This window comes from Pseudomonas sp. HLT2-19-2, assembly GCF_054898005.1.
This window is the reverse complement of sequence record NZ_CM142712.1, coordinates 4,831,852-4,850,705: the sequence shown is the minus strand read 5'-3', so window position 1 is coordinate 4,850,705 and position 18,854 is coordinate 4,831,852. Positions and strand designations below refer to the sequence as shown.

Below are 18,854 nucleotides of genomic sequence, written 5' to 3'. Positions count from 1 at the left end.
TCTGCGCTCATCGTTCTACACAACTCTCGATGAGCGCGTGCTGGGCTTCCAGTGTGATAACAAATTCCCGTATTCGCTGCAGCCCGATCTATACAGCCTGGCCTTGAGCTACAGGTTTGCAGCTCAAGGCTGGCGGACGCTTACTGCGGGCGCACGCGCAGGGTCAGGCCCTTGAGGAAGTTGCGCAGCAACTGATCGCCGCACGGACGGTAGTTGGTGTGGCCGAATTTGCGGAACAGCGCGCTCAGCTCAGGCTTGGACACCGGGAACTCGGACGCCTTGAGAATCGTGTGCATGTCGTCTTCTTTCAGTTCGAAGGCCACGCGCAGCTTTTTCAGGATGATGTTGTTGGTCACCGGCACTTCGATCGGCTGTGGTGGACGGCTTTCGTCCTTGCCGCGCTTGAAGGTCACCAGGCCATCGAGGAAATGCGCCATGACTTCGTCCGGGCAGCGTACGAAGCCTTCCTCGTCTTCCTCTTTCTTGTCGAGGTACGTCACCAGGTCTTCCAGGGTCACGTCCATGCCGCCGAGCTTGATGATCTCGATGACTTTCTTGTCGCTGATGTCGAGCATGTAGCGCACGCTGCGCAGTACGTCGTTATGAATCATGGTGTGCAATCCTGATATTCAGCAGTGGGCGCCGCATACACAGCGGCGCCGAAAAGTGTGGCGGCGTGAAAAGTATTAGAACTTCTCTTTGCCGGACAGGTAGCGCCATTGCCCCAACGGCACTTTACCGATGGACACGCCGCCAATGCGGATGCGGCGGATGGCGACGACCTTCAGGCCTACGGCCTGGCAGAACAGGGCGATCACACCCGGTTGCGGGTTCTTCATCGCAAAGCGCAGACGGTTTTCGTTCTGCCAGCTGGCCTTGACCGGCGGCAGTTCCTTGCCCTTGTAAGTCAGTCCGTGGTTCAGGCGGTTAAGGCCGTGTGCCACCATGTCGCCCTCAACTTCGACCACATACTCTTGTTCGATCTTGGCGGAGTCGGCGGTGAGTTTGCGCAGAATCTTCCAATCCTGGGTGAACACCAGCAGACCGCTGGCATTGGCCTGCAAGTCGGTGCTGGCGGTCAGGCGCAGGAAGTGGCCCTTGAGCGGACGTTTGCTGAAGCGATGTTCTTCGCTCAAGGTCTCGGCGCTGATCGTCGCCATGGCCGTTTCCGCATCCATGCCCACGGGCACGTTCAGCAGGATGGTCACCGGCTCCGGCGCAGTGGCCTTGGCTTCTGGATCAAGCTCGACTTTTTGCGTGTCGACCTTGAACTGCGGCTCGTCGATGACTTCGCCGTCCACGGTGACCCAGCCGCCCTCGATGAACAGCTCAGCCTCCCGACGGGAACAGCCGACGAGTTCGATGAGGCGTTTGGAGAGACGAATCGGGTCAGTCATGACAGGGCCGTAACAAAAAAGGGGTGGGCATTGTACCTGCCTGGCGCCGGTTAATCGCGGGTCCATTTGCGCAGTAAAGCTTTTAGCCACGTTGAGCGCGCTGATTCGCCTGTTTCATGCGCATGTGCAGTAGCGGATAAGGCTGGCCCATGCCGTCATGCTCGGAGCGACCGATCACCTCGAAACCTTGTTTGAAGTAGAAACCCAGCGCTTGCGGGTTCTGTTCGTTGACGTCCAGTTCATCGGCATTCAGGTGTTCCATGGCATAGCGCAGCAACTGCTTGCCCAGGCCCTGGCCACGGTGAGCCGGGTCGATGAAGAGCATTTCGATCTTGCCCGCCGCCACCCCGGCAAACCCGGTGATGCGCTGGCGCGAGTCTTTGGTGCAGATCAGCATCACCGCGTCGAGGTAGCGGGTCAGCACCAGGTTCTTCAGCAGTTCGATATAACTGTCCGGCAGAAAGTCATGGGTGGCGCGTACGGAGGCTTCCCAGACCTGAGTGAGTTCTACGTAGTCGCTGTGTTTCGGCGTGTGGATGACCGAATGTTGGCGCATGGCCGGCTACTCCTTCTTTTTTCTCGCTGTTTCTGTGAATGTTGAGAATCCTTTCCTCACAAAACGATAGCCGTAAAAAAGCCCCGCATCTCGTCAAGAGAGCGGGGCTTTTCGTATTTTTTGCGTTTAGATCTGTTCAGCCCACAGGTCGTATTCGTCGGCGTCGGTCACTTTGCACCAGACTTTATCGCCTGGTTTCAGGTTGCTGCCGTTGTCGATGAACACGTTGCCGTCGATTTCCGGGGCATCGAAGAAACAGCGACCGACGGCGCCTTGCTCGTCGACTTCGTCCACCAGCACTTCGATTTCACGGCCCACGCGCAGTTGCAGGCGCGCCGAGCTGATGGCTTGTTGGTGCGCCATGAAGCGGTCCCAACGGTCTTGTTTGACGTCGTCCGGCACGATGGCCGCGTCCAGCAGGTTGGCTGGTGCGCCTTCGACCGGCGAGTACTGGAAGCAGCCGACGCGGTCGAGCTGCGCTTCAGTCAGCCAGTTCAACAGGTACTGGAAGTCTTCTTCGGTTTCGCCGGGGAAGCCGACGATGAAGGTCGAACGGATGATCAGGTCAGGGCAGATCTCGCGCCAGTTCTTGATGCGGGCCAGGGTCTTGTCTTCGAAGGCCGGGCGTTTCATGGCTTTCAGGACTTTCGGGCTGGCGTGCTGGAACGGGATGTCCAGGTACGGCAGGATTTTCCCGGCGGCCATCAGCGGGATCAGCTCGTCGACGTGTGGGTACGGGTAAACATAGTGCAGACGCACCCAGACACCGAGGGTGCTCAGGGCTTCGCAGAGTTCGGTCATGCGGGTTTTCACCGGCGCGCCGTTCCAGAAGCCAGTGCGGTATTTCACGTCGACGCCGTAGGCGCTGGTGTCCTGGGAGATCACCAACAGCTCTTTGACGCCGGCCTTGACCAGGCGCTGAGCTTCGTCGAGCACGTCACCGACCGGGCGGCTGACCAGTTTGCCGCGCATCGACGGGATGATGCAGAAGCTGCAGCTGTGGTTGCAGCCTTCGGAAATCTTCAGGTAGGCGTAGTGGCGCGGGGTCAGTTTGATCCCTTGCGGCGGCACCAGGTCGATCAGCGGGTTGTGATCCTGACGCGGCGGCACGGCGTCGTGCACGGCGTTGACCACTTGCTCGTACTGCTGCGGACCGGTCACGGCCAGCACGCTTGGGTGAATCTTGCGAATGTTGCCTTCTTCGACGCCCATGCAGCCGGTCACGATGACCTTGCCGTTTTCCTTGATGGCTTCTCCGATCACTTCCAGAGACTCAGCCTTGGCCGAGTCGATGAAACCGCAGGTGTTGACCACCACGACGTCGGCGTCCTGATAGGTGGACACAACGTCATAGCCTTCCATGCGCAGCTGGGTAAGGATGCGCTCGGAGTCGACCAGTGCTTTGGGGCAACCCAGGGATACGAAGCCAACCTTTGGATTGGCCGGCGCAGGAGTGGTGGACATGTCTAACCTCGGTGTTTTGTGACGCCTCCAGCCATGAACGGCAAGGCGACAGACGGGCACTCGGTGTGCCTCTGATCAAAAAGTGCGCAATTCTAGCGATGGGGAGCTCACTTGACCAGCTTTATGCAGGGAAATACGACGAGTGCTGCGCTATGCTTCGCGCCGTTACGCTTTACCGATTTTTTACAGTCAACAAAACGTCTGTAACGTGAAGTAAAACAGCGCATGCTGCACGGCAAAGCATAGTGCTTCTTCCAAAGAAGTCCGGTCTGAGTAGTAGGAGTAGTGGATGGGTCAGGCAAGTAGTCAGGCGGCGGGCGCCGAGCATTCGGCCGCGAAGCCGATCGGCATGCTGGTCGCGGCGGTCGGGGTGGTTTATGGCGATATTGGCACAAGCCCGCTGTACACCCTCAAAGAAGTGTTTTCCGGTCATTATGGTGTACCGGTCGACCATGACGGCGTGTTCGGGATTCTGGCGCTGATTTTCTGGTCGCTGATATGGGTTGTCTCAATCAAATATGTGCTGTTCGTGCTGCGTGCCGACAACCAGGGCGAAGGCGGGATCATGGCCTTGACCGCCCTGGCTCGGCGGGCTGCGGCCGGGCATCCGAAGTTGCGCACTTTGCTGGTGGTCTGCGGGCTGATTGGTGCGGCGTTGTTTTATGGTGACAGCATGATCACGCCGGCTATCTCTGTGCTCTCGGCGATTGAAGGCCTTAAGCTGGCTTTCGAGGGTATAGACCATTGGGTGGTGCCACTGTCGTTGGTTGTGCTGGTGGCGCTGTTCCTGATTCAGCGCCACGGCACTGCGCGGATCGGCATTCTGTTCGGTCCGATCATGGTCACCTGGTTTGTGGTGCTAGGTGCGCTCGGTGTCCACGGCATCCTGCAGCAACCGGAAGTGTTGCAAGCGATGAACCCGATCTGGGGCGTGCGCTTCTTCATCGTGCACCCGGGCATGGGCGTGGCGATCCTCGGCGCGGTGGTGCTGGCATTGACCGGCGCCGAAGCGTTGTACGCCGACATGGGCCACTTCGGTCGCAAGCCGATTGCCCGTGCGTGGTTCATCCTCGTGCTGCCGGCGCTGGTGTTGAACTACTTCGGTCAGGGCGCCTTGCTGCTCGGTGACCCGGAAGCCGCTCGCAACCCGTTCTACTTGCTAGCGCCAAGCTGGGCACTGATTCCGTTGGTGGGGTTGTCGACCATGGCCACGGTGATCGCTTCTCAGGCGGTGATTTCCGGTGCGTTCTCCTTGACCCGTCAGGCGATCCAGCTCGGCTATATTCCGCGCATGCACATTCAGCACACCTCCAGTGCCGAACAAGGCCAGATCTATATTGGCGCGGTGAACTGGGCGCTGATGGTCGGCGTAATCCTGTTGGTGCTGGGCTTCGAGTCCTCCGGTGCCCTGGCCTCGGCCTACGGCGTGGCCGTGACCGGGACCATGATGATGACCAGCATTCTGGTGTCGGCGGTGATATTGCTGCTGTGGAAATGGCCTCCGATCCTCGCGGTTCCGCTGTTGCTCGGTTTCCTGTTGGTGGACGGTCTGTACTTCGCTGCCAACGTGCCGAAAATCATTCAGGGCGGGGCGTTCCCGGTGATCGCCGGTATCGTGTTGTTCGTGCTGATGACCACCTGGAAGCGCGGCAAGCAACTGCTGGTCGACCGTCTGGACGAAGGTGGATTGCCGCTGCCGATCTTCATCGGCAGTATTCGCGTGCAACCGCCGCATCGCGTCCAGGGCACAGCCGTTTTCCTGACCGCGCGACCCGATGCCGTGCCTCATGCGCTGTTGCACAACCTGCTGCATAATCAGGTGCTGCACGAGCAAGTGGTGTTGCTGACGGTGGTGTACGAAGACATCCCGCGGGTGCCGCCGACCCGGCGCTTTGAGGTCGATTCCTACGGCGAAGGTTTCTTCCGGGTGATCCTGCACTTTGGCTTCGTCGACGAGCCGGATGTGCCGCAAGCGCTGAAGCTGTGTCATCTCGATGATCTAGACTTCAGCCCGATGCGCACCACCTACTTCCTCAGCCGCGAGACGGTCATCGCCTCCAAGCTCGAAGGCATGGCGCGCTGGCGTGAGACGCTGTTCGCCTTCATGTTGCAGAACGCCAATGGCAACCTGCGCTTCTTCAATCTGCCGCTGAACCGGGTGATTGAGTTGGGTACACAGGTCGAGATGTAACCCCATCGAAGAGCCCCCGTTGCCATTGCGGTAGCGGGGGCTTTTTTGTATCTGGTGTCTCGGTGCCTTTAATCGCGCTTAGGCAGCTATTTTTTAGATTCAGCCTTTGTCCGAGCAGGTGGCGGCGTCAGCACCTTCACTACATCATCAATCACTGCCTTACTCATTGCCGTCAGGTAATGCGCGGCCCAGATGTGCCGGTCGGTATCACGGTTGAAGGCAGCATCTCTGGTCAGCTCCTTGGCAAGGAACAGAAAATCAGAGGCCATGGCTAACGCATCACCGAGGGGAACGTCTCGACTGACACGGAACAGCGCCTGGTTTGAGCAGTAGATGAAGGGGGTGAGGCCGATGGTTTTCAGCTCTGAGGGTTCGGACGGATTTGTTTTTGTCATGGTTTTGCTCCAGGGTTCGAGGAGCTGCCACGTTCGTTTCCAAGCGAATGGGTGGCAGCTGTACGCAGGTTGGAAAACCGGGAACCAAGGAACCGGCACGCCCGAAGGCGTCCCACGCACAGCCGCCATTACTCAAGATCGCTGCCATGAAATCGGCTGCATTCGTGAAGGGTGCTGTAGCGTTGCGGTTCGACGGGTTTCCAAGCCCGATCGCTGAATGGTCAGCGAAGTCCGGAGAGTATCCCGTCGAAGAAAAGTGCAACAAGGCATCAAAGTGCCCAAAAAGCACGATTCGGAGTTTGCCTACAAGGTCTGCGGGCGTCATCCGATATTTCGACACCTTAAGTAAACGAATTTAAACGGGCATCAACTATACGAGTCGCTGGAGTTTTTGCGTTGTTGCAGCAGACGAATGAAACCGGTGTTGTCACTATCCCGCCTGTTGGCGAATTGGCGGACATTGACAGGTTTCCCAGTGAAACCTGATAAATATCGAAAGATCTTGACGGTTCGATATTTTCGATGAGACGAGTGTCCACGTTTTATGGAATGTGGACACTTGGAGTTTTTAGCTTCATGAAGAGTCAAGACATTTTGCTTTTGTTCAAGATGGCCAGCCTGCACGCCCAAGAAGAAAATCTTTATGGGAAGATGGAATCTGAGTCGAATTCGAACGCGGTTGAGGAATTGTTGAAGCCTCAGCAGATAAATCGAATGACGGCAGGGGGGCGAGTGGGGCAGCCGCGAGTCACCTACTCCGCTGATGGTGAAGAAACTGTATTCCACCGTCAGGAGTTCGACTCACCCTTGGGCGACGAGGATGGGTGGGAAGGGTGGTCGGAGCCAGTACCTTCTCCGCCGCTGGCTAGCTGGAGTGAAGGTTATTCGTTGCGTGCGCTGTCCGCGTCTCTTGGGCTAAGCAAAAGTGAGATTTCAAACTCCATAGCCAGATGTCGCGAGTCTGGAATACTTACCAGCGATTACGACACCGGGCTGCCGAAAGTTAATCGGCGAGAGCTGCTGAAAATCACCGAGCACGCTTTGAAATACTTCTTCCCCGTGAAACCGGGTGCAATGGTTCGCGGTATTCCAACGGGCTTTGCAGCGCCAGCACTGTCCCAAAGCATCAAGAGCGCTGGCGGGCTGATTCCGGTTTGGCCTGACGCCCTGGGAACTGAACGTGGTCAGGCAATAGAGCCGCTCTACAAGACCGTGCCGGAAGCGGTGAAGAAGGACAGAACCCTTTATCATTATCTTGCGCTTGCTGATGCGTCCCTCTTGGTGGCCCTAGAGAGTGTGGTGTGGCGGTTAACATTCTAAAGGCAGGGATGGGGCTGAAATAACATGTCATCAAACGCTGATGCGCATGTGGATGATTCGGCCTCTACCCGGATTAGCCTGCACCGAGCCCGAGCTTCCAATCACGTAGTCGATACTGAAGGACCAGGGCAACGCATGAGATACGACACCAGATCAGTAATGGGACGGACCAGGAAAGCCAATCATGACTGTGCTGGAGCTCTCTGCGACGACGACAGAGGGCTGTTCGTCATCACGGACGGTACGTCGAAGCCCGGCAGTGGCCAACTGGCTGAATGCTTCGTAAAAGGTGTTTTAGCGGCCTACCCGAAACATATAGATCAGGGGGGCGATATCACTGAGCACGGAGCAGTTGAGCAGGTACTTAGTTCAGTGCTGGCCGAGCTTCACCCCACTTTGTTTGCGGACTTTGTTTTTCACCCATTGTCTGTCGGTGCGCGACTGGTGTTCGTAACCGATGGCTTCTGGGCAGAATTGACGGAGTCGCAGCAAAGCAGCTTGCTGGCAGCACCGGATAGCGACTTTATCGCTGTTGAAGATGACGTAACGTGGATAGACGTTCATCTTTAGCCTTGGACGCACAGAACATCGACATAAAGTCCGGCTAGTGGGTAGCGCTTCATGTTTGTACATGTAAAAAAGCCCTCGCAACCCTAAGGCTGCGGGGGCTTTTCGTTTGGCGGGGCTCAGATCACTCTTGAGCCGCCGTCTCCTTCGCTTGACGCTTCTCGATCACATCCACCAACCGTTGCGCCAGTTTCGGGTAGTTTTCGTCGAAGTGGTGACCGCCAGGCAGTTTCATCGCTTCGCCCACCGCTGTCTTGTCGGTGCAGCCGCTCTCGTCGACTTCTTCTTCACCGTAGATGCACACCACTTTCTCCGGCGGCAGCTTGGCCATTTCCGGGCCGGTGGCGGCTTCTTTGCCGGCGTTGCCGAGCCAGCCTTCGACTTCGATTTCGAAGCTGCCGGTACGGGCGAAGGCCAGCAGGATGATCGCATCGACCCGTTGCTGTTCCGATGGCTCCAGACGGTTGTAGATCGCTGGCAGAACGTCGGCGCCGAACGAGTAGCCGGTCAGGATGAAGCGTTTGGTGCCCCATTTCTGACGGTAGTGCTGCATCAGTTCGGTCAGGTCCAGAGCGCTTTGCTCGGGGCTCTTGTGCTGCCAGTAGTAACGCAAGGTGTCGATGCCGACCACTGGATAGCCGATCTTCGCCATTTCGCCCGCGACGTCACGGTCCAGGTCGCGCCAGCCGCCATCACCGGAAAGGAACAGGGTGACAGTGTCCTTGGCCTGGCCGGCCGGTACTTCGATCACCGGGATCTGCAGACCGCCGGCGGCTTTATCGCCACCAACGAGGATCTTGCGCAGTTCGTTGTTCAGCACTTGCGGCAGGTTGATGTCGTAGTCGCTGATGCTGGTTTCGGCGTTGGGTTGATCTCGCACGAAGCCGGCGCTGGTGTCGTCAGGGTTGTCGTTCCACGCCACCAGCCAGTGACCGTGAGCGGCGCTTTTCGGCAGCAGGTGCGTGCAGCCGGGTTTTTCCAGGGCCAAATCCACCGAGACGGCTTGAGCCTTGACGTCCTTCTGCTCGGACAACCAGCGCCACGCCAGCACGGCGCCAGGGCCGATGCCGCTGACTAGGGTCGCCGGGCCTTTGAGCTCTCTGAGGGCCGATTGCAGGGCGCGACTTTGCAGCAGGCAGTCTTTGGGCAGGATCACCTGAACAATCTGCGCCGAACCGGTGCGGCTCAGGGTCATCAACTGTTTGTCGCTGAGCTTCTGGTCTTCATTGACCGCCACCAGCACCTGGGCGCGTGGCGTGTTACCGGGGATGACACGGGTCATCACGGTGCCATCGGCCGGCGTCAGCAGTTCGAGGGTCGGTTCGGGTGCCGGGCGTTTCAGGTACCAGTAACCGCCACCGAGAACCAGGGCCAGCACTACCAGTGTGGCCAATACGTACCGCAAGGAGCGTTGAATCATCAGCGTTTCACCAATCCAGTCAAGCCGCCCGCAATCAGGGCGGCAGTGTCAGCCAGGGCAACCAGCGGATCGAGTCCGGCGGGCACGGCCATATAACGGGGTTCCCAGTCAGGCTGGAATTTGTCTTTGAAGCGGCGCAAACCTTGGAAGTTGTAGAGCTGCTCACCACGGCGGAAAACCATAGAGCCCAGACGCTGGGTCAGTGGTGCACCACGACGGGGTTGCAACCCCGACAATGGCACCATGCCCAGGCTGAAGCGCGCGTATCCATGATTTTTATAATGTTGAATCAGGCCGACCATCATGAACTCCATGGTCAGCTTGGGGGCGTCCGGGTGTGCGCGCATCAGGTCGAGGCTGGCCAGGTCATGGCCGTAGGTCTCGAGCAGGTTGGCGAACGCCACCGGGCGCCCTTCGAAACGAATCACCGCGACGCGGAAATGCTTGAGGTAGTCATTGCTGAAGCGGCCGAGCGAGAAGCCTTTCTCGCGTACGTTTTTGCCGGTCAGCCAGGCATCGGAAATCACCTTGAGCTCATCCATCGGCGCTTGCCCCGGATCAAAGATCTCCAGCGACAGGCCGTCGCGAGTGCCACGGTTCCAGGTGTAGCGCAGGTCTTTCATCTCTTTGCCTTTGGCTTCGAGATCAAAGCGAAGCAGGTCGACGCGGGCTTCTTCGCCGAGCTTGATCGCGGTCAGGCCGATGTCCATGTAGTACGGCAGGTTCTCGGCGCGCACTTGGTAGAACACAGGACGGGCGTGGTGGATGTCGCAGAGGTCGCGGAACTGCCAGATCATTTCCGCCCGCTGCTGGGTCGGGCCGATCGGGTCATACAAGGCCACCAGGCTGCGACCACGGCGGGCGTACATCAGGAACGCCTCGTCGTTGGGGTGAAACAGCAGCGCCTTGTCACCGGTCAGGGCCAGGCCGCCATCCGGTTGTGCGGAGGCCATGAGGATCTTTATCGCGCGGTCCAGCTCATCGGGCGTCGGCTGATGGATCACCGGGCGCGCGGTGCGCAGCAGCCAGGTCAGGGACACCACCACCAGCAGGACTGCGGCACCGAGCAGCGAGCGTAAGCCGCGCGGGGCATCGGCGTCGAGGGTGAACTGCCACCAGAGTTGATGGCTGTACGGGACGTCCTGATAGGCGAACAGCAACAGCCAAATCGACGCACCGAGTACGCACAGGCTGGCCACCAGATACAGCGGCGAGAACGGAAGTTCGGTCAGACGACTGGGGCGATAGAACGAGCTGCGGAAAACCCCCAGCAGGCTCGCAGTCAGGGTCAGCAGGCAGGCTTCTTCCCAGTCGAAGCCTTTGAGCAGCGAGAGCAGGGCGCCGACCAGCAACAATATGGTGGTCAGCATCCAGGCGGCCGACAGTCGGCGGCGCAGCCCTTGAGCCAGCAGCAAGCACAGTACGCCAACCAGGCTGGCACCGAAGTGCGAGGCGTCGACCAGTCGATGCGGGATCAGAAAGCCGATGTGTTCCAGGCGTGTGTCGATTTCCGGGGTGACGCCGGAGAACAGCAGCACCACGCCGGACAGAAATACCAGCACCGCCAGAATCGGCGCGGCCAGGCCGGACGCCACCCTTAAAGACTGGCGCGATTGAAACAGGCGCTGACCTTCGTTGATCAGCAGGAATAAGCAGGCCACCAGCAACGGCAGCACCACATAGATCAGGCGATAGAGCAGCAGGGCGGCAGCGAGTGGCGCGGCGCCGAGTTTGTCGGAGAAGGCGGCCAGCAGAATTGCTTCGAACACCCCGACCCCGCCGGGAACGTGGCTGAGCACACCGGCGGCCAGGGCGAGCAGGTACACCAGGAGGAACGCGCCAAAGGGCGGCGCTTCAGGCAGCAGCAAATAGAGCACGGTTGCCGCGGCGGCGACGTCCAGTGCGGTGATGATCAATTGCAGGAACGTCAGGCGACGGCCCGGAAGGCGCAAGGTGCGGCGTCCAGCCTTGACCAGCAGGTTGTCGGGATAAGGCTGTTCTGGCAGGCGGCGGCGGTAGATGCCGATGGCCAGTATCGTGAACAGCAACAGCACGGCCACCGCAATCGCGCCGAGCAACGTCTCGGACAAACCCAGTGCGGCAGAGGCGGCAGGCAGGTTGCTGAGGGTGGCGAGGGCGGCCAGTGGCGGCAGGGCGCAGCCGAGCGAGAGGCTGGCGAACAGCGTCATGTGGGCGACTTCAGAAGCTCCCAGACCATGACGCGCATATAAACGGTAACGAACCGAGCCACCCGAGAGCATCGAAAGGCCGATGGCATTGCCGATGGCGAAGGCGGTGAACCCGCCCAGGGCCAGGATTCGCGGCGCCAGTGTCACGCCCGCGTAGCGGCTGGCCGACCATTCGTAGCCCAGCAGAATGATAAAGCCGACCACGGTTGCGCCCAGCGCGCCCAATAATGCCGGTTTCGGAACGTCGAGAATCGAGTCATGCAGAGCGTACAGATCGAGTTCGCTCAGCAGGTGGCGACAGGCAATCAGCGCGATAGCGAACAACAGCAAAGTAACTGCCAGGCCGATGGGCTGGCGGTATTTGCTGATTCGATCAAGCAAGCGCAGACGCTCGTTCTTGATCGGTTGTGTCGCTGTGACGGTGTCTTGTGAATCAGACAAGTTGGCGCGCATCAATCACCTCTTGGATTGTGCGCGACAGGATGGGGGTATCCAGCCAAGTTACCAATCCCTGTAGAAAAAAATAATCACAAATATTAACGATCACACCGGGTATCGGTGATGGTGCGTCATCAGGCATAGAGGTTTTGTCTGCGGTTCAGCTAAGTCTGGGCTCGCAGTATGGGTGATCCCGAACGGCTGACTACACAGTGGCAGGTCATTGTTGCGAAAGGACTTTTTCAACAGATACAAAAAAGGCCACTCTTTCGAGTAGCCTTTTTTGATGTTTGGTTGCGGGAGCCGGATTTGAACCGACGACCTTCGGGTTATGAGCCCGACGAGCTACCAGACTGCTCCATCCCGCGTCTGTGTGGCGGCATTCTATAGAGATACGCCTAGGTGTCAACCGTTAATCCTGAATAAGGTCAAATAAGCGTAAATGAGCGGCGAACGGTCGTGGGGGAGACTTAAGTTTCGGAATCAGAACAATTTCTCATTTCTGCGCCGTGTAGGCGTAGCCTTCATTTTTACAAAACAAGCACGCACAAAAAAGGCCACTCTTTCGAGTAGCCTTTTTTGATGTTTGGTTGCGGGAGCCGGATTTGAACCGACGACCTTCGGGTTATGAGCCCGACGAGCTACCAGACTGCTCCATCCCGCGTCTGTGTGTCGGCATTCTACAGAGGATCGGCGGGCTGTCAACCTTCAATCCAGAGAAAACCTCTTCCTGTTCAATCGCTTAGCTTGAAAAGAGAGGCGGGTGATTGGCTGTAAGGCTGGTATGGCAAGGCTTTCAGCTCTATCGGGTGGCGCTTTTCGATTGAAAAAATAAATTCATCAGACACTTTTCCTACGAGTGGAAAAGAACATTCTGAGTACTGGTGCTATATACAGGTGTCAGTGAGATACTGCCGATCTGACTCGCCAAGACTCCATTTCTTCACCATGAACACTGCTTTTATATGACGCAGCGAAAAATCATCCACGTCGATTGTGACTGCTTCTACGCCGCCATCGAGATGCGTGACGACCCGCGCCTGGCCGGTAAACCTCTGGCGGTGGGCGGTTCGGCGGATCGACGTGGTGTGATCGCCACCTGCAATTATGAAGCGCGGGCATATGGGGTGCGCTCGGCCATGTCTTCCGGCCATGCCTTGAAACTGTGCCCGAACCTGACCATCGTCAAGCCGCGCATGGATGCCTATAGAGAAGCCTCGAAGGAAATTCACACGATATTTCGCGATTACACCGACTTGATCGAGCCGCTTTCGCTGGATGAGGCCTACCTCGACGTGTCGGAGTGCGCGCATTTCGGCGGCAGCGCCACGCGGATCGCCCAAGACATTCGCCGTCGTGTCTCTAATCAGCTGCACATCACCGTTTCGGCTGGCGTAGCGCCGAACAAGTTTCTGGCCAAGATCGCCAGCGACTGGAAGAAGCCCAACGGCTTGTTCGTCATCACGCCGGATCAGGTCGAGGATTTTGTCAGTGGCTTGCCGGTGAGCAAGCTGCACGGCGTTGGCAAGGTGACCGCAGACAAACTGGGCAAGCTGGGCATCGTTGATTGCTCACATCTGCGCGAATGGGACAAATTGGCGCTTGTGCGGGAATTCGGCAGCTTTGGCGAGCGACTCTGGAGCCTGGCTCGAGGGATCGATGACCGAGTGGTGCACAACGACAGTCGCCGGCAGTCGATCAGTGTCGAAAACACCTACGACGTGGATCTGCCGGATCTGGTGAGCTGCCTTGATAAATTACCTGAGTTGCTGGAAACCCTCGCCGGCCGCATGGCGCGGATCGACAGCAGCTATCGGCCGGGCAAGCCGTTCGTCAAAGTGAAATTCCATGACTTCACCCAGACCACTCTGGAGCAAGCCGGGGCAGGGCGGGATTTGGGGAGCTATCAGTTGTTGCTGACCCAGGCGTTCAATCGCGGCGGCAAACCGGTGCGGTTGCTGGGGATTGGTGTGCGGCTGGAGGATTTGCGGGGCGGGTTTGAACAGCTGGAGTTGTTTGAGCGTTAATTCAGCGGTGGTTGTCAGGGTCGCATCGCGAGCAAGCTCGCGATGCTTTTAGGCTTTAATTCGGTCCCGGATCCGCTACCAGTCGCCCGGCATCCTTGGTCAACGACTTGAGGAATTCGGTCTGCAACTCAGGATCGTTGCGCGTCAGTTCGATCAGGCTCTGTTCCAGCTCGGTGGCTTCTTCTTCCAGACCCAGTTCCGACAGGCGTTTGACCCGGTGTACCCACTGGCTCACTTCGTCGTCTTCGAGGTCGTCGTAAATCAGCCCGTGAGCTTCGAGCAGCTTGCCACGCAAAGAGCTACTGACCGCCAGGGACGAGTCGGTGTGCACATCGTCCTGGGCATCTTCGACACTGATCAGCAGTCGGCTCAGATGATTGATGTCATGTTCAGCGAATGGGCTGTCCAGCAGGTTCACGCGCAAAACGCCGTTTTTGTCGGTATTCAGGTTGAACGTTTCCTTACCGGCCTTGACCTCAACCGGACGCTCGCTCCATGGCAGGCTTGAGTATTCGGTGCGCTTGTCGAGCTGGACCTCGTCGATTCCCGCCAGGTTCTGTTGCGCGCGACCATGAGACTGCGTGTTCATGAACGGGTTGAGCCCGGCGAAACCGTAGCTCAACCAATCTTTCGTCACGCTGTCCGGCAAGTTGCCGAGAGCGAACACGTTGGCTACGTTCGCACCGAGACCAGCCACCACGGCTACCGCACCCAGCGGGATCTCGTAAGCCTCCCGCCAGGGTTGGTAAGGCGTGTAGCGGTCGTAGTGGCGGGTGACTTCGAATTCGGTGACTTCGAAAGTCTTCTGCTCGTGGATCTTCACCCGACGTTGCGGCAGCTCAAGCACCTTTGGCTCGCCGACATCGATCTGCAGGCTGTGATCAAGCAATTTGCGCTCGACACGTTCCTCGTGCTCGCTGCGTTGCGACATGTGATTGGCACAGCCGCTGACCAGCAGGGTGCCGCACAGGGCGGCGCCACCGAGGCCTAAGGTGTTTCGCTTGAACATGACTTCTCTATCTGGTTTCAGCGGCGGATACGGGCCTGGAGGAAGGACAGCACGTCAGCGACCGGCAGCGCTTGCGCTTCGGGTTCGGTGCGGCTCTTGTATTCCAGATTGCCTTCGGCGAGGCCGCGGTCACTGACCACGATCCGGTGAGGAATGCCGATCAGCTCCATGTCCGCGAACTTGATGCCCGGGCTGGTTTTTTTGTCGCGGTCGTCCAGCAATACTTCGAAGCCGGCTGCAGTCAGTTCTGCATACAGCTTGTCGGTGGCTTCGCGAACCTGTTCGGTTTCGTAGCGCAGCGGCACCAGAGCGATCTGGAACGGGGCCAGCGTGTCGCTCCAGATGATCCCGTTGGCGTCGTTGCCCTGCTCGATGGCAGCCGCCACCACGCGGGAAACGCCGATGCCGTAGCAACCCATTTGCAGGGTGACTGGCTTGCCGTTGTCGCCTAGCACTTCGCACTTCATCGCTTTGCTGTACTTGTCGCCCAGCTGGAAGATGTGTCCGACTTCGATGCCGCGCTTGATTTCCAGGGTGCCCTTGCCATCTGGGCTCGGGTCGCCGGCGACGACGTTGCGCAGGTCAGCAACGGTCGGAACCGGCAGATCGCGCTCCCAGTTCACGCCGAAGTAGTGCTTGTCGTCGATGTTGGCACCGATGCCGAAGTCGCTCATCAACTCGACGGAACGGTCGATGATGATTGGCAGCGTCAGGTTCAACGGGCCGAGGGAGCCGGCACCGGCGCCAATGGCGTCGCGCAGTTCGGCTTCGGATGCCATGACCAGAGGGCTGGCAACGCCCGGCTGGTTGCCGGCCTTGATTTCGTTCAGCTCGTGGTCGCCACGGATGATCAGGGCAATCAGCTTGCCTTGCTCTTCAGCGTGAACCACCAGGGTCTTGATGGTTTTTTCGATCGGCAGATTGAAGCCTTCGACCAGTTGCGCAATGGTCTTGGCGTTCGGCGTGTCGACCAGGCGCAGCTCTTCGCTCGGTGCGGCGCGGGAAGTTTCGCGCGGCACGGCTTCGGCTTTTTCGATGTTAGCGGCGTAGTCGGAGCCGTTGCTGAAGGCGATATCGTCTTCGCCGGACTCGGCCAGCACGTGGAACTCGTGGGAGCCGGCACCGCCGATGGAGCCGTTGTCGGCTTCAACCGGACGGAACTTCAGGCCCAGACGGGTGAACACGTTGCAATACGCCTGGTGCATGCGGTCGTAGGTGACCTGCAGCGATGGCTGGTCAGCGTGGAAGGAGTAGGCGTCCTTCATGATGAATTCGCGACCGCGCATCAAACCGAAGCGTGGACGGATTTCGTCACGGAATTTGGTCTGGATCTGGTACAGGTTGATCGGCAGCTGTTTGTAGCTGCTCAACTCGTTGCGCATCAGGTCAGTGATCACTTCTTCGTGAGTCGGACCGGCGCAGAAGTCGCGACCGTGGCGATCCTTGAAGCGCAACAATTCAGGGCCGTATTCTTCCCAGCGACCGGATTCCTGCCACAGCTCAGCCGGTTGGGTGCTCGGCATCAACACTTCGAGAGAGCCAGCGGCGTTCATTTCTTCACGAACGACGGCTTCAACCTTGCGCATCACTCGCAAGCCCATCGGCAGCCAGGTGTACAGGCCCGAGGCGAGTTTGCGGATCATGCCGGCGCGCAGCATCAGCTGATGGCTGATTACGACCGCGTCGGAAGGCGTTTCTTTCTGTGTGGCGAGCAAAAATTGACTGGTGCGCATGGTTGGCCGTTGTCGGTTGCTGATGACGAGAAATGACGGAGCATTGTACGGGCGAGATCTGCTGGCGTACAGGCGTGCGGTCGGCGGTGTGGCAGGAGGGCGGGAATCGCCGCGCCCTCTGCGATGCTTCCTTTATTACGAGTCTACGATTCTTCCGCGACCTGGGTCGGAACCGGTTCTGGCGTTGGTGTCGGACCTGCACGACGGCTCTCCTGGAACCAGTGCAAGGCGATCAACAGCAAGGTCGGCACGCCCAACAGGGCGGTGATCAGAAAGAAGTTGTGATAGCCGAACTTCTCCACCATGACACCTGAGTAACCGCCGATCAGGCGTGGCAGCAAGAGCATGATCGAGCTGAGCAGGGCGTACTGGGTCGCGGAGAATTTGAGGTTGGTCAGGCTCGACAGGTAGGCGACGAACGCCGAAGTCGCCAGGCCCGAGCTGAAGTTGTCCAGGGAGATGGTGCCAATTAGCATATTCAGGTTGGCGCCCATGTCGGCAAGCATCAGGAACAGCAGGTTGGTGCTGGCCGACGTGATGCCGCCGATGAATAGAATCGGAAGGATGCCAAAGCGCACGATCAGCAGGCCGCCCATGCCGGCGCCCACCAAAGTCATAATCAGGCCAAAGATCTTGCTGACGCTGGCAATCTGATCCTTGGTGAAGCCCTGATCGATGTAGAACACGTTGGCCATCACGCCCATGACCGTATCGGACATCCGATAGGTGGCGATCAGGCCAAGCAGCAGCAAAGCCTGCCAGCGGTAACGCAGAATGAAATCGTTGACCGGCGTCAGCACTGGCGCCAGGCCGCGGCGGCCGATGGCCGACAGGCATATAGCCGTGAGCGTGGTATAGAGGATTGCTCGCAGTAACGCGCGGTCTTCAAGCAGCAGGTCGAGCACACTCGCGCCGTCGAACAGCACGCTGGCAAAATCGGTGTTGTAGAGCTGGGTGAACATGGCCGGTACGGAAACCAGCAGTACGATCAGTACGAACACCGACGCCAGTTGATGCACAAAGCTGTAGCGCCCGGCCTGCAGTTGCGTGCGCAGGGGCACCGGCGGTTCGCGCATGAAGAGGGAGGTCAGCAGCGCCGGAACCATCAAGGCGCCGAACAGGATGTAGGTGCCGGCCCATGCCGAATGTTTATAGTTGAAACCGGTGGAACCGAAGCCTTCCGCGAAGAACAGGGCGCCGGCGGTGGCCAGCAACGCTGCAATCCGATACCCGGCCATATAACTGGCGGCAAGGGCGGCCTGACGACTGTCGTCGGCGATTTCCAGGCGATAGGCGTCGACCGCGATGTCTTGCGTCGCCGAAGCGAAGGCGACAACCACGGCAATGGCGATCAGCCAGGACAAATGCTTTTGTGGGTCGCAGAAACCCATCCCGATCAGGCCGAGGATGACCAGCGCTTGGGAAAGCACCAGCCAGGAACGTCGTCGACCGAGCTTGCCGAGGAATGGCAGGCGCCATTGGTCGAGCAGCGGTGACCAGACCCACTTAAAGGCATAGGCCAGGCCGATCAGGCTTGCATAGCCGATGGTTTCGCGAGCCACGCCGGCTTCGCGCAGCCAGACCGAAAGTGTCGAAAACACCAGCATGTAGGGCAGGCCGGCGGCGAAACCAAGCAGCAACAGTACGAGCGTCGAGGGGCTGGCATAGGCGGCGAGCGCGGCGCGCCAGGTTTTACGGGGCATGGGCTGAAGTCTGCCTCAAGAAATACGGAAACAAAGCGCGCACTTTAACCGCTGTGCTCTACCGGGCGCCAGCCATGGCGCTGAATATCAACACGATTGTTCAGGATACTGATGCCCTCCATGCGCAAACGCGCGCGTTGTTCATCCCCCGAAGGGCTGCCCGCAGGCAGGCTGAGGCGCCCGCCGGCACCGAGTACGCGGTGCCAGGGTAATTTGCTGTCACTCGGCAGTTGGCTCAGTGTCCGCCCGACAAAGCGGGCGGCGCGACCCAATCCCGCCAGCTCGGCAAGTTGGCCGTAACTCACGACTTTGCCCTCGGGGACTTGGGCCAGCGTCAGGTAGAGCGCCGTGCGTCGGATTTGCGCCGGACTATCGGTTTCAGTGGTTGAGTCGGTCACGTCCGCAGTTCCTGGAAAAAAGTTTGCATTACCGTCTGTAGAGTAAT

At 58.9% G+C, this 18,854-nt stretch carries 14 protein-coding genes, 2 tRNA genes and 1 pseudogene; 4 read left to right on the top strand and 13 right to left on the bottom strand.

The features are described from left to right. Window positions 1-140: 140 nt before the first annotated feature. The 4 genes from ACYZTU_RS22675 to rimO all read right to left on the bottom strand — a co-directional run bounded on the left by ACYZTU_RS22675 (window position 141) and on the right by rimO (window position 3,417). Window positions 141-611 carry a YehS family protein gene (locus ACYZTU_RS22675; protein ID WP_461965691.1) on the bottom strand — a complete coding sequence of 157 codons (471 nt, stop codon included), beginning with the start codon at window positions 609-611 and terminating at the stop codon, window positions 141-143. A gap of 75 nt (window positions 612-686) precedes the next feature. Continuing rightward, a complete protein-coding gene (locus tag ACYZTU_RS22670; RefSeq protein ID WP_010462687.1) occupies window positions 687-1,397 on the bottom strand; it encodes an rRNA pseudouridine synthase in 711 nt (236 codons plus the stop codon). Between the two features lie 82 nt (window positions 1,398-1,479). Continuing rightward, entirely contained in the window at window positions 1,480-1,953 is a 474-nt protein-coding gene (locus tag ACYZTU_RS22665; protein ID WP_461965689.1) for a GNAT family N-acetyltransferase, read from the bottom strand. A 126-nt stretch (window positions 1,954-2,079) separates the two neighbouring features. Continuing rightward, complete coding sequence (rimO, locus tag ACYZTU_RS22660) at window positions 2,080-3,417, bottom strand: 30S ribosomal protein S12 methylthiotransferase RimO (RefSeq protein WP_461965687.1); 1,338 nt, start codon at window positions 3,415-3,417, stop codon at window positions 2,080-2,082. A 289-nt stretch (window positions 3,418-3,706) separates the two neighbouring features. Between rimO and ACYZTU_RS22655 the strand changes: the two genes are divergently transcribed. After that, complete coding sequence (locus ACYZTU_RS22655; RefSeq protein WP_461965685.1) at window positions 3,707-5,608, top strand: potassium transporter Kup; 1,902 nt, start codon at window positions 3,707-3,709, stop codon at window positions 5,606-5,608. Window positions 5,609-5,694: 86 nt separating this feature from the next. Here the strand turns inward: ACYZTU_RS22655 and ACYZTU_RS22650 are convergent, their stop codons facing one another. Next, window positions 5,695-6,003, bottom strand: coding sequence for a DUF3077 domain-containing protein (locus ACYZTU_RS22650; RefSeq protein ID WP_461965683.1), 309 nt, complete (start codon window positions 6,001-6,003; stop codon window positions 5,695-5,697). A gap of 549 nt (window positions 6,004-6,552) precedes the next feature. Between ACYZTU_RS22650 and ACYZTU_RS22645 the strand changes: the two are divergent. Beyond that, window positions 6,553-7,346, top strand: a pseudogene (locus ACYZTU_RS22645) (MarR family transcriptional regulator). Between the two features lie 112 nt (window positions 7,347-7,458). After that, window positions 7,459-7,893, top strand: a complete 435-nt coding sequence (locus tag ACYZTU_RS22640; protein WP_461965682.1) for a hypothetical protein — start codon at window positions 7,459-7,461, stop codon at window positions 7,891-7,893. Window positions 7,894-8,014: 121 nt separating this feature from the next. Here the strand turns inward: ACYZTU_RS22640 and ACYZTU_RS22635 are convergent, their stop codons facing one another. From ACYZTU_RS22635 to ACYZTU_RS22620, 4 genes are all read right to left on the bottom strand, one after another. Continuing rightward, window positions 8,015-9,310, bottom strand: coding sequence for a virulence factor family protein (locus tag ACYZTU_RS22635; protein WP_461965680.1), 1,296 nt, complete (start codon window positions 9,308-9,310; stop codon window positions 8,015-8,017). Beyond that, on the bottom strand, window positions 9,310-11,952 hold the full coding sequence (mprF, locus tag ACYZTU_RS22630; RefSeq protein ID WP_461965678.1) for a bifunctional lysylphosphatidylglycerol flippase/synthetase MprF: 2,643 nt from the start codon (window positions 11,950-11,952) through the stop codon (window positions 9,310-9,312). Before mprF ends, ACYZTU_RS22635 begins: the two co-directional genes overlap by 1 nt. A 276-nt stretch (window positions 11,953-12,228) precedes the next feature. After that, window positions 12,229-12,305: transfer RNA gene (locus tag ACYZTU_RS22625), tRNA-Met, on the bottom strand. A gap of 219 nt (window positions 12,306-12,524) precedes the next feature. Next, a tRNA-Met gene (locus tag ACYZTU_RS22620) sits at window positions 12,525-12,601 on the bottom strand. 301 nt (window positions 12,602-12,902) lie between these two features. Here ACYZTU_RS22620 and dinB point away from each other — a divergent pair. Next, complete coding sequence (gene dinB / locus ACYZTU_RS22615) at window positions 12,903-13,964, top strand: DNA polymerase IV (RefSeq protein WP_461965676.1); 1,062 nt, start codon at window positions 12,903-12,905, stop codon at window positions 13,962-13,964. 55 nt (window positions 13,965-14,019) lie between these two features. Here the strand turns inward: dinB and ACYZTU_RS22610 are convergent, their stop codons facing one another. The 4 genes from ACYZTU_RS22610 to ACYZTU_RS22595 form a co-directional block, all read right to left on the bottom strand. After that, window positions 14,020-14,973, bottom strand: a complete 954-nt coding sequence (locus ACYZTU_RS22610; RefSeq protein ID WP_461965674.1) for a hypothetical protein — start codon at window positions 14,971-14,973, stop codon at window positions 14,020-14,022. A 17-nt stretch (window positions 14,974-14,990) separates the two neighbouring features. Further along, a complete protein-coding gene (locus tag ACYZTU_RS22605; RefSeq protein ID WP_461965673.1) occupies window positions 14,991-16,706 on the bottom strand; it encodes a proline--tRNA ligase in 1,716 nt (571 codons plus the stop codon). A gap of 143 nt (window positions 16,707-16,849) precedes the next feature. Further along, window positions 16,850-18,409, bottom strand: a complete 1,560-nt coding sequence (locus ACYZTU_RS22600; RefSeq protein WP_461965671.1) for an AmpG family muropeptide MFS transporter — start codon at window positions 18,407-18,409, stop codon at window positions 16,850-16,852. Between the two features lie 44 nt (window positions 18,410-18,453). Beyond that, the gene (locus ACYZTU_RS22595; protein WP_461965669.1) at window positions 18,454-18,807 is read right to left on the bottom strand and encodes an MGMT family protein; all 354 of its coding nucleotides are present in this window, start codon (window positions 18,805-18,807) and stop codon (window positions 18,454-18,456) included. Window positions 18,808-18,854: the final 47 nt, after the last annotated feature.

Excerpts from the sequence above, each read along its gene's own strand:
- ACYZTU_RS22665 (WP_461965689.1), bottom strand. The coding sequence starts at position 1,953 with ATGCGCCAACATTCGGTCATCCACACGCCGAAACACAGCGACTACGTA.
- rimO (WP_461965687.1), bottom strand. The coding sequence starts at position 3,417 with ATGTCCACCACTCCTGCGCCGGCCAATCCAAAGGTTGGCTTCGTATCC.
- mprF (WP_461965678.1), bottom strand. The coding sequence starts at position 11,952 with ATGCGCGCCAACTTGTCTGATTCACAAGACACCGTCACAGCGACACAA.
- ACYZTU_RS22635 (WP_461965680.1), bottom strand. The coding sequence starts at position 9,310 with ATGATTCAACGCTCCTTGCGGTACGTATTGGCCACACTGGTAGTGCTG.
- ACYZTU_RS22610 (WP_461965674.1), bottom strand. The coding sequence starts at position 14,973 with ATGTTCAAGCGAAACACCTTAGGCCTCGGTGGCGCCGCCCTGTGCGGC.
- dinB (WP_461965676.1), top strand. The coding sequence starts at position 12,903 with ATGACGCAGCGAAAAATCATCCACGTCGATTGTGACTGCTTCTACGCC.
- ACYZTU_RS22650 (WP_461965683.1), bottom strand. The coding sequence starts at position 6,003 with ATGACAAAAACAAATCCGTCCGAACCCTCAGAGCTGAAAACCATCGGC.
- ACYZTU_RS22670 (WP_010462687.1), bottom strand. The coding sequence starts at position 1,397 with ATGACTGACCCGATTCGTCTCTCCAAACGCCTCATCGAACTCGTCGGC.
- ACYZTU_RS22655 (WP_461965685.1), top strand. The coding sequence starts at position 3,707 with ATGGGTCAGGCAAGTAGTCAGGCGGCGGGCGCCGAGCATTCGGCCGCG.
- ACYZTU_RS22675 (WP_461965691.1), bottom strand. The coding sequence starts at position 611 with ATGATTCATAACGACGTACTGCGCAGCGTGCGCTACATGCTCGACATC.
- ACYZTU_RS22605 (WP_461965673.1), bottom strand. The coding sequence starts at position 16,706 with ATGCGCACCAGTCAATTTTTGCTCGCCACACAGAAAGAAACGCCTTCC.
- ACYZTU_RS22600 (WP_461965671.1), bottom strand. The coding sequence starts at position 18,409 with ATGCCCCGTAAAACCTGGCGCGCCGCGCTCGCCGCCTATGCCAGCCCC.
- ACYZTU_RS22640 (WP_461965682.1), top strand. The coding sequence starts at position 7,459 with ATGAGATACGACACCAGATCAGTAATGGGACGGACCAGGAAAGCCAAT.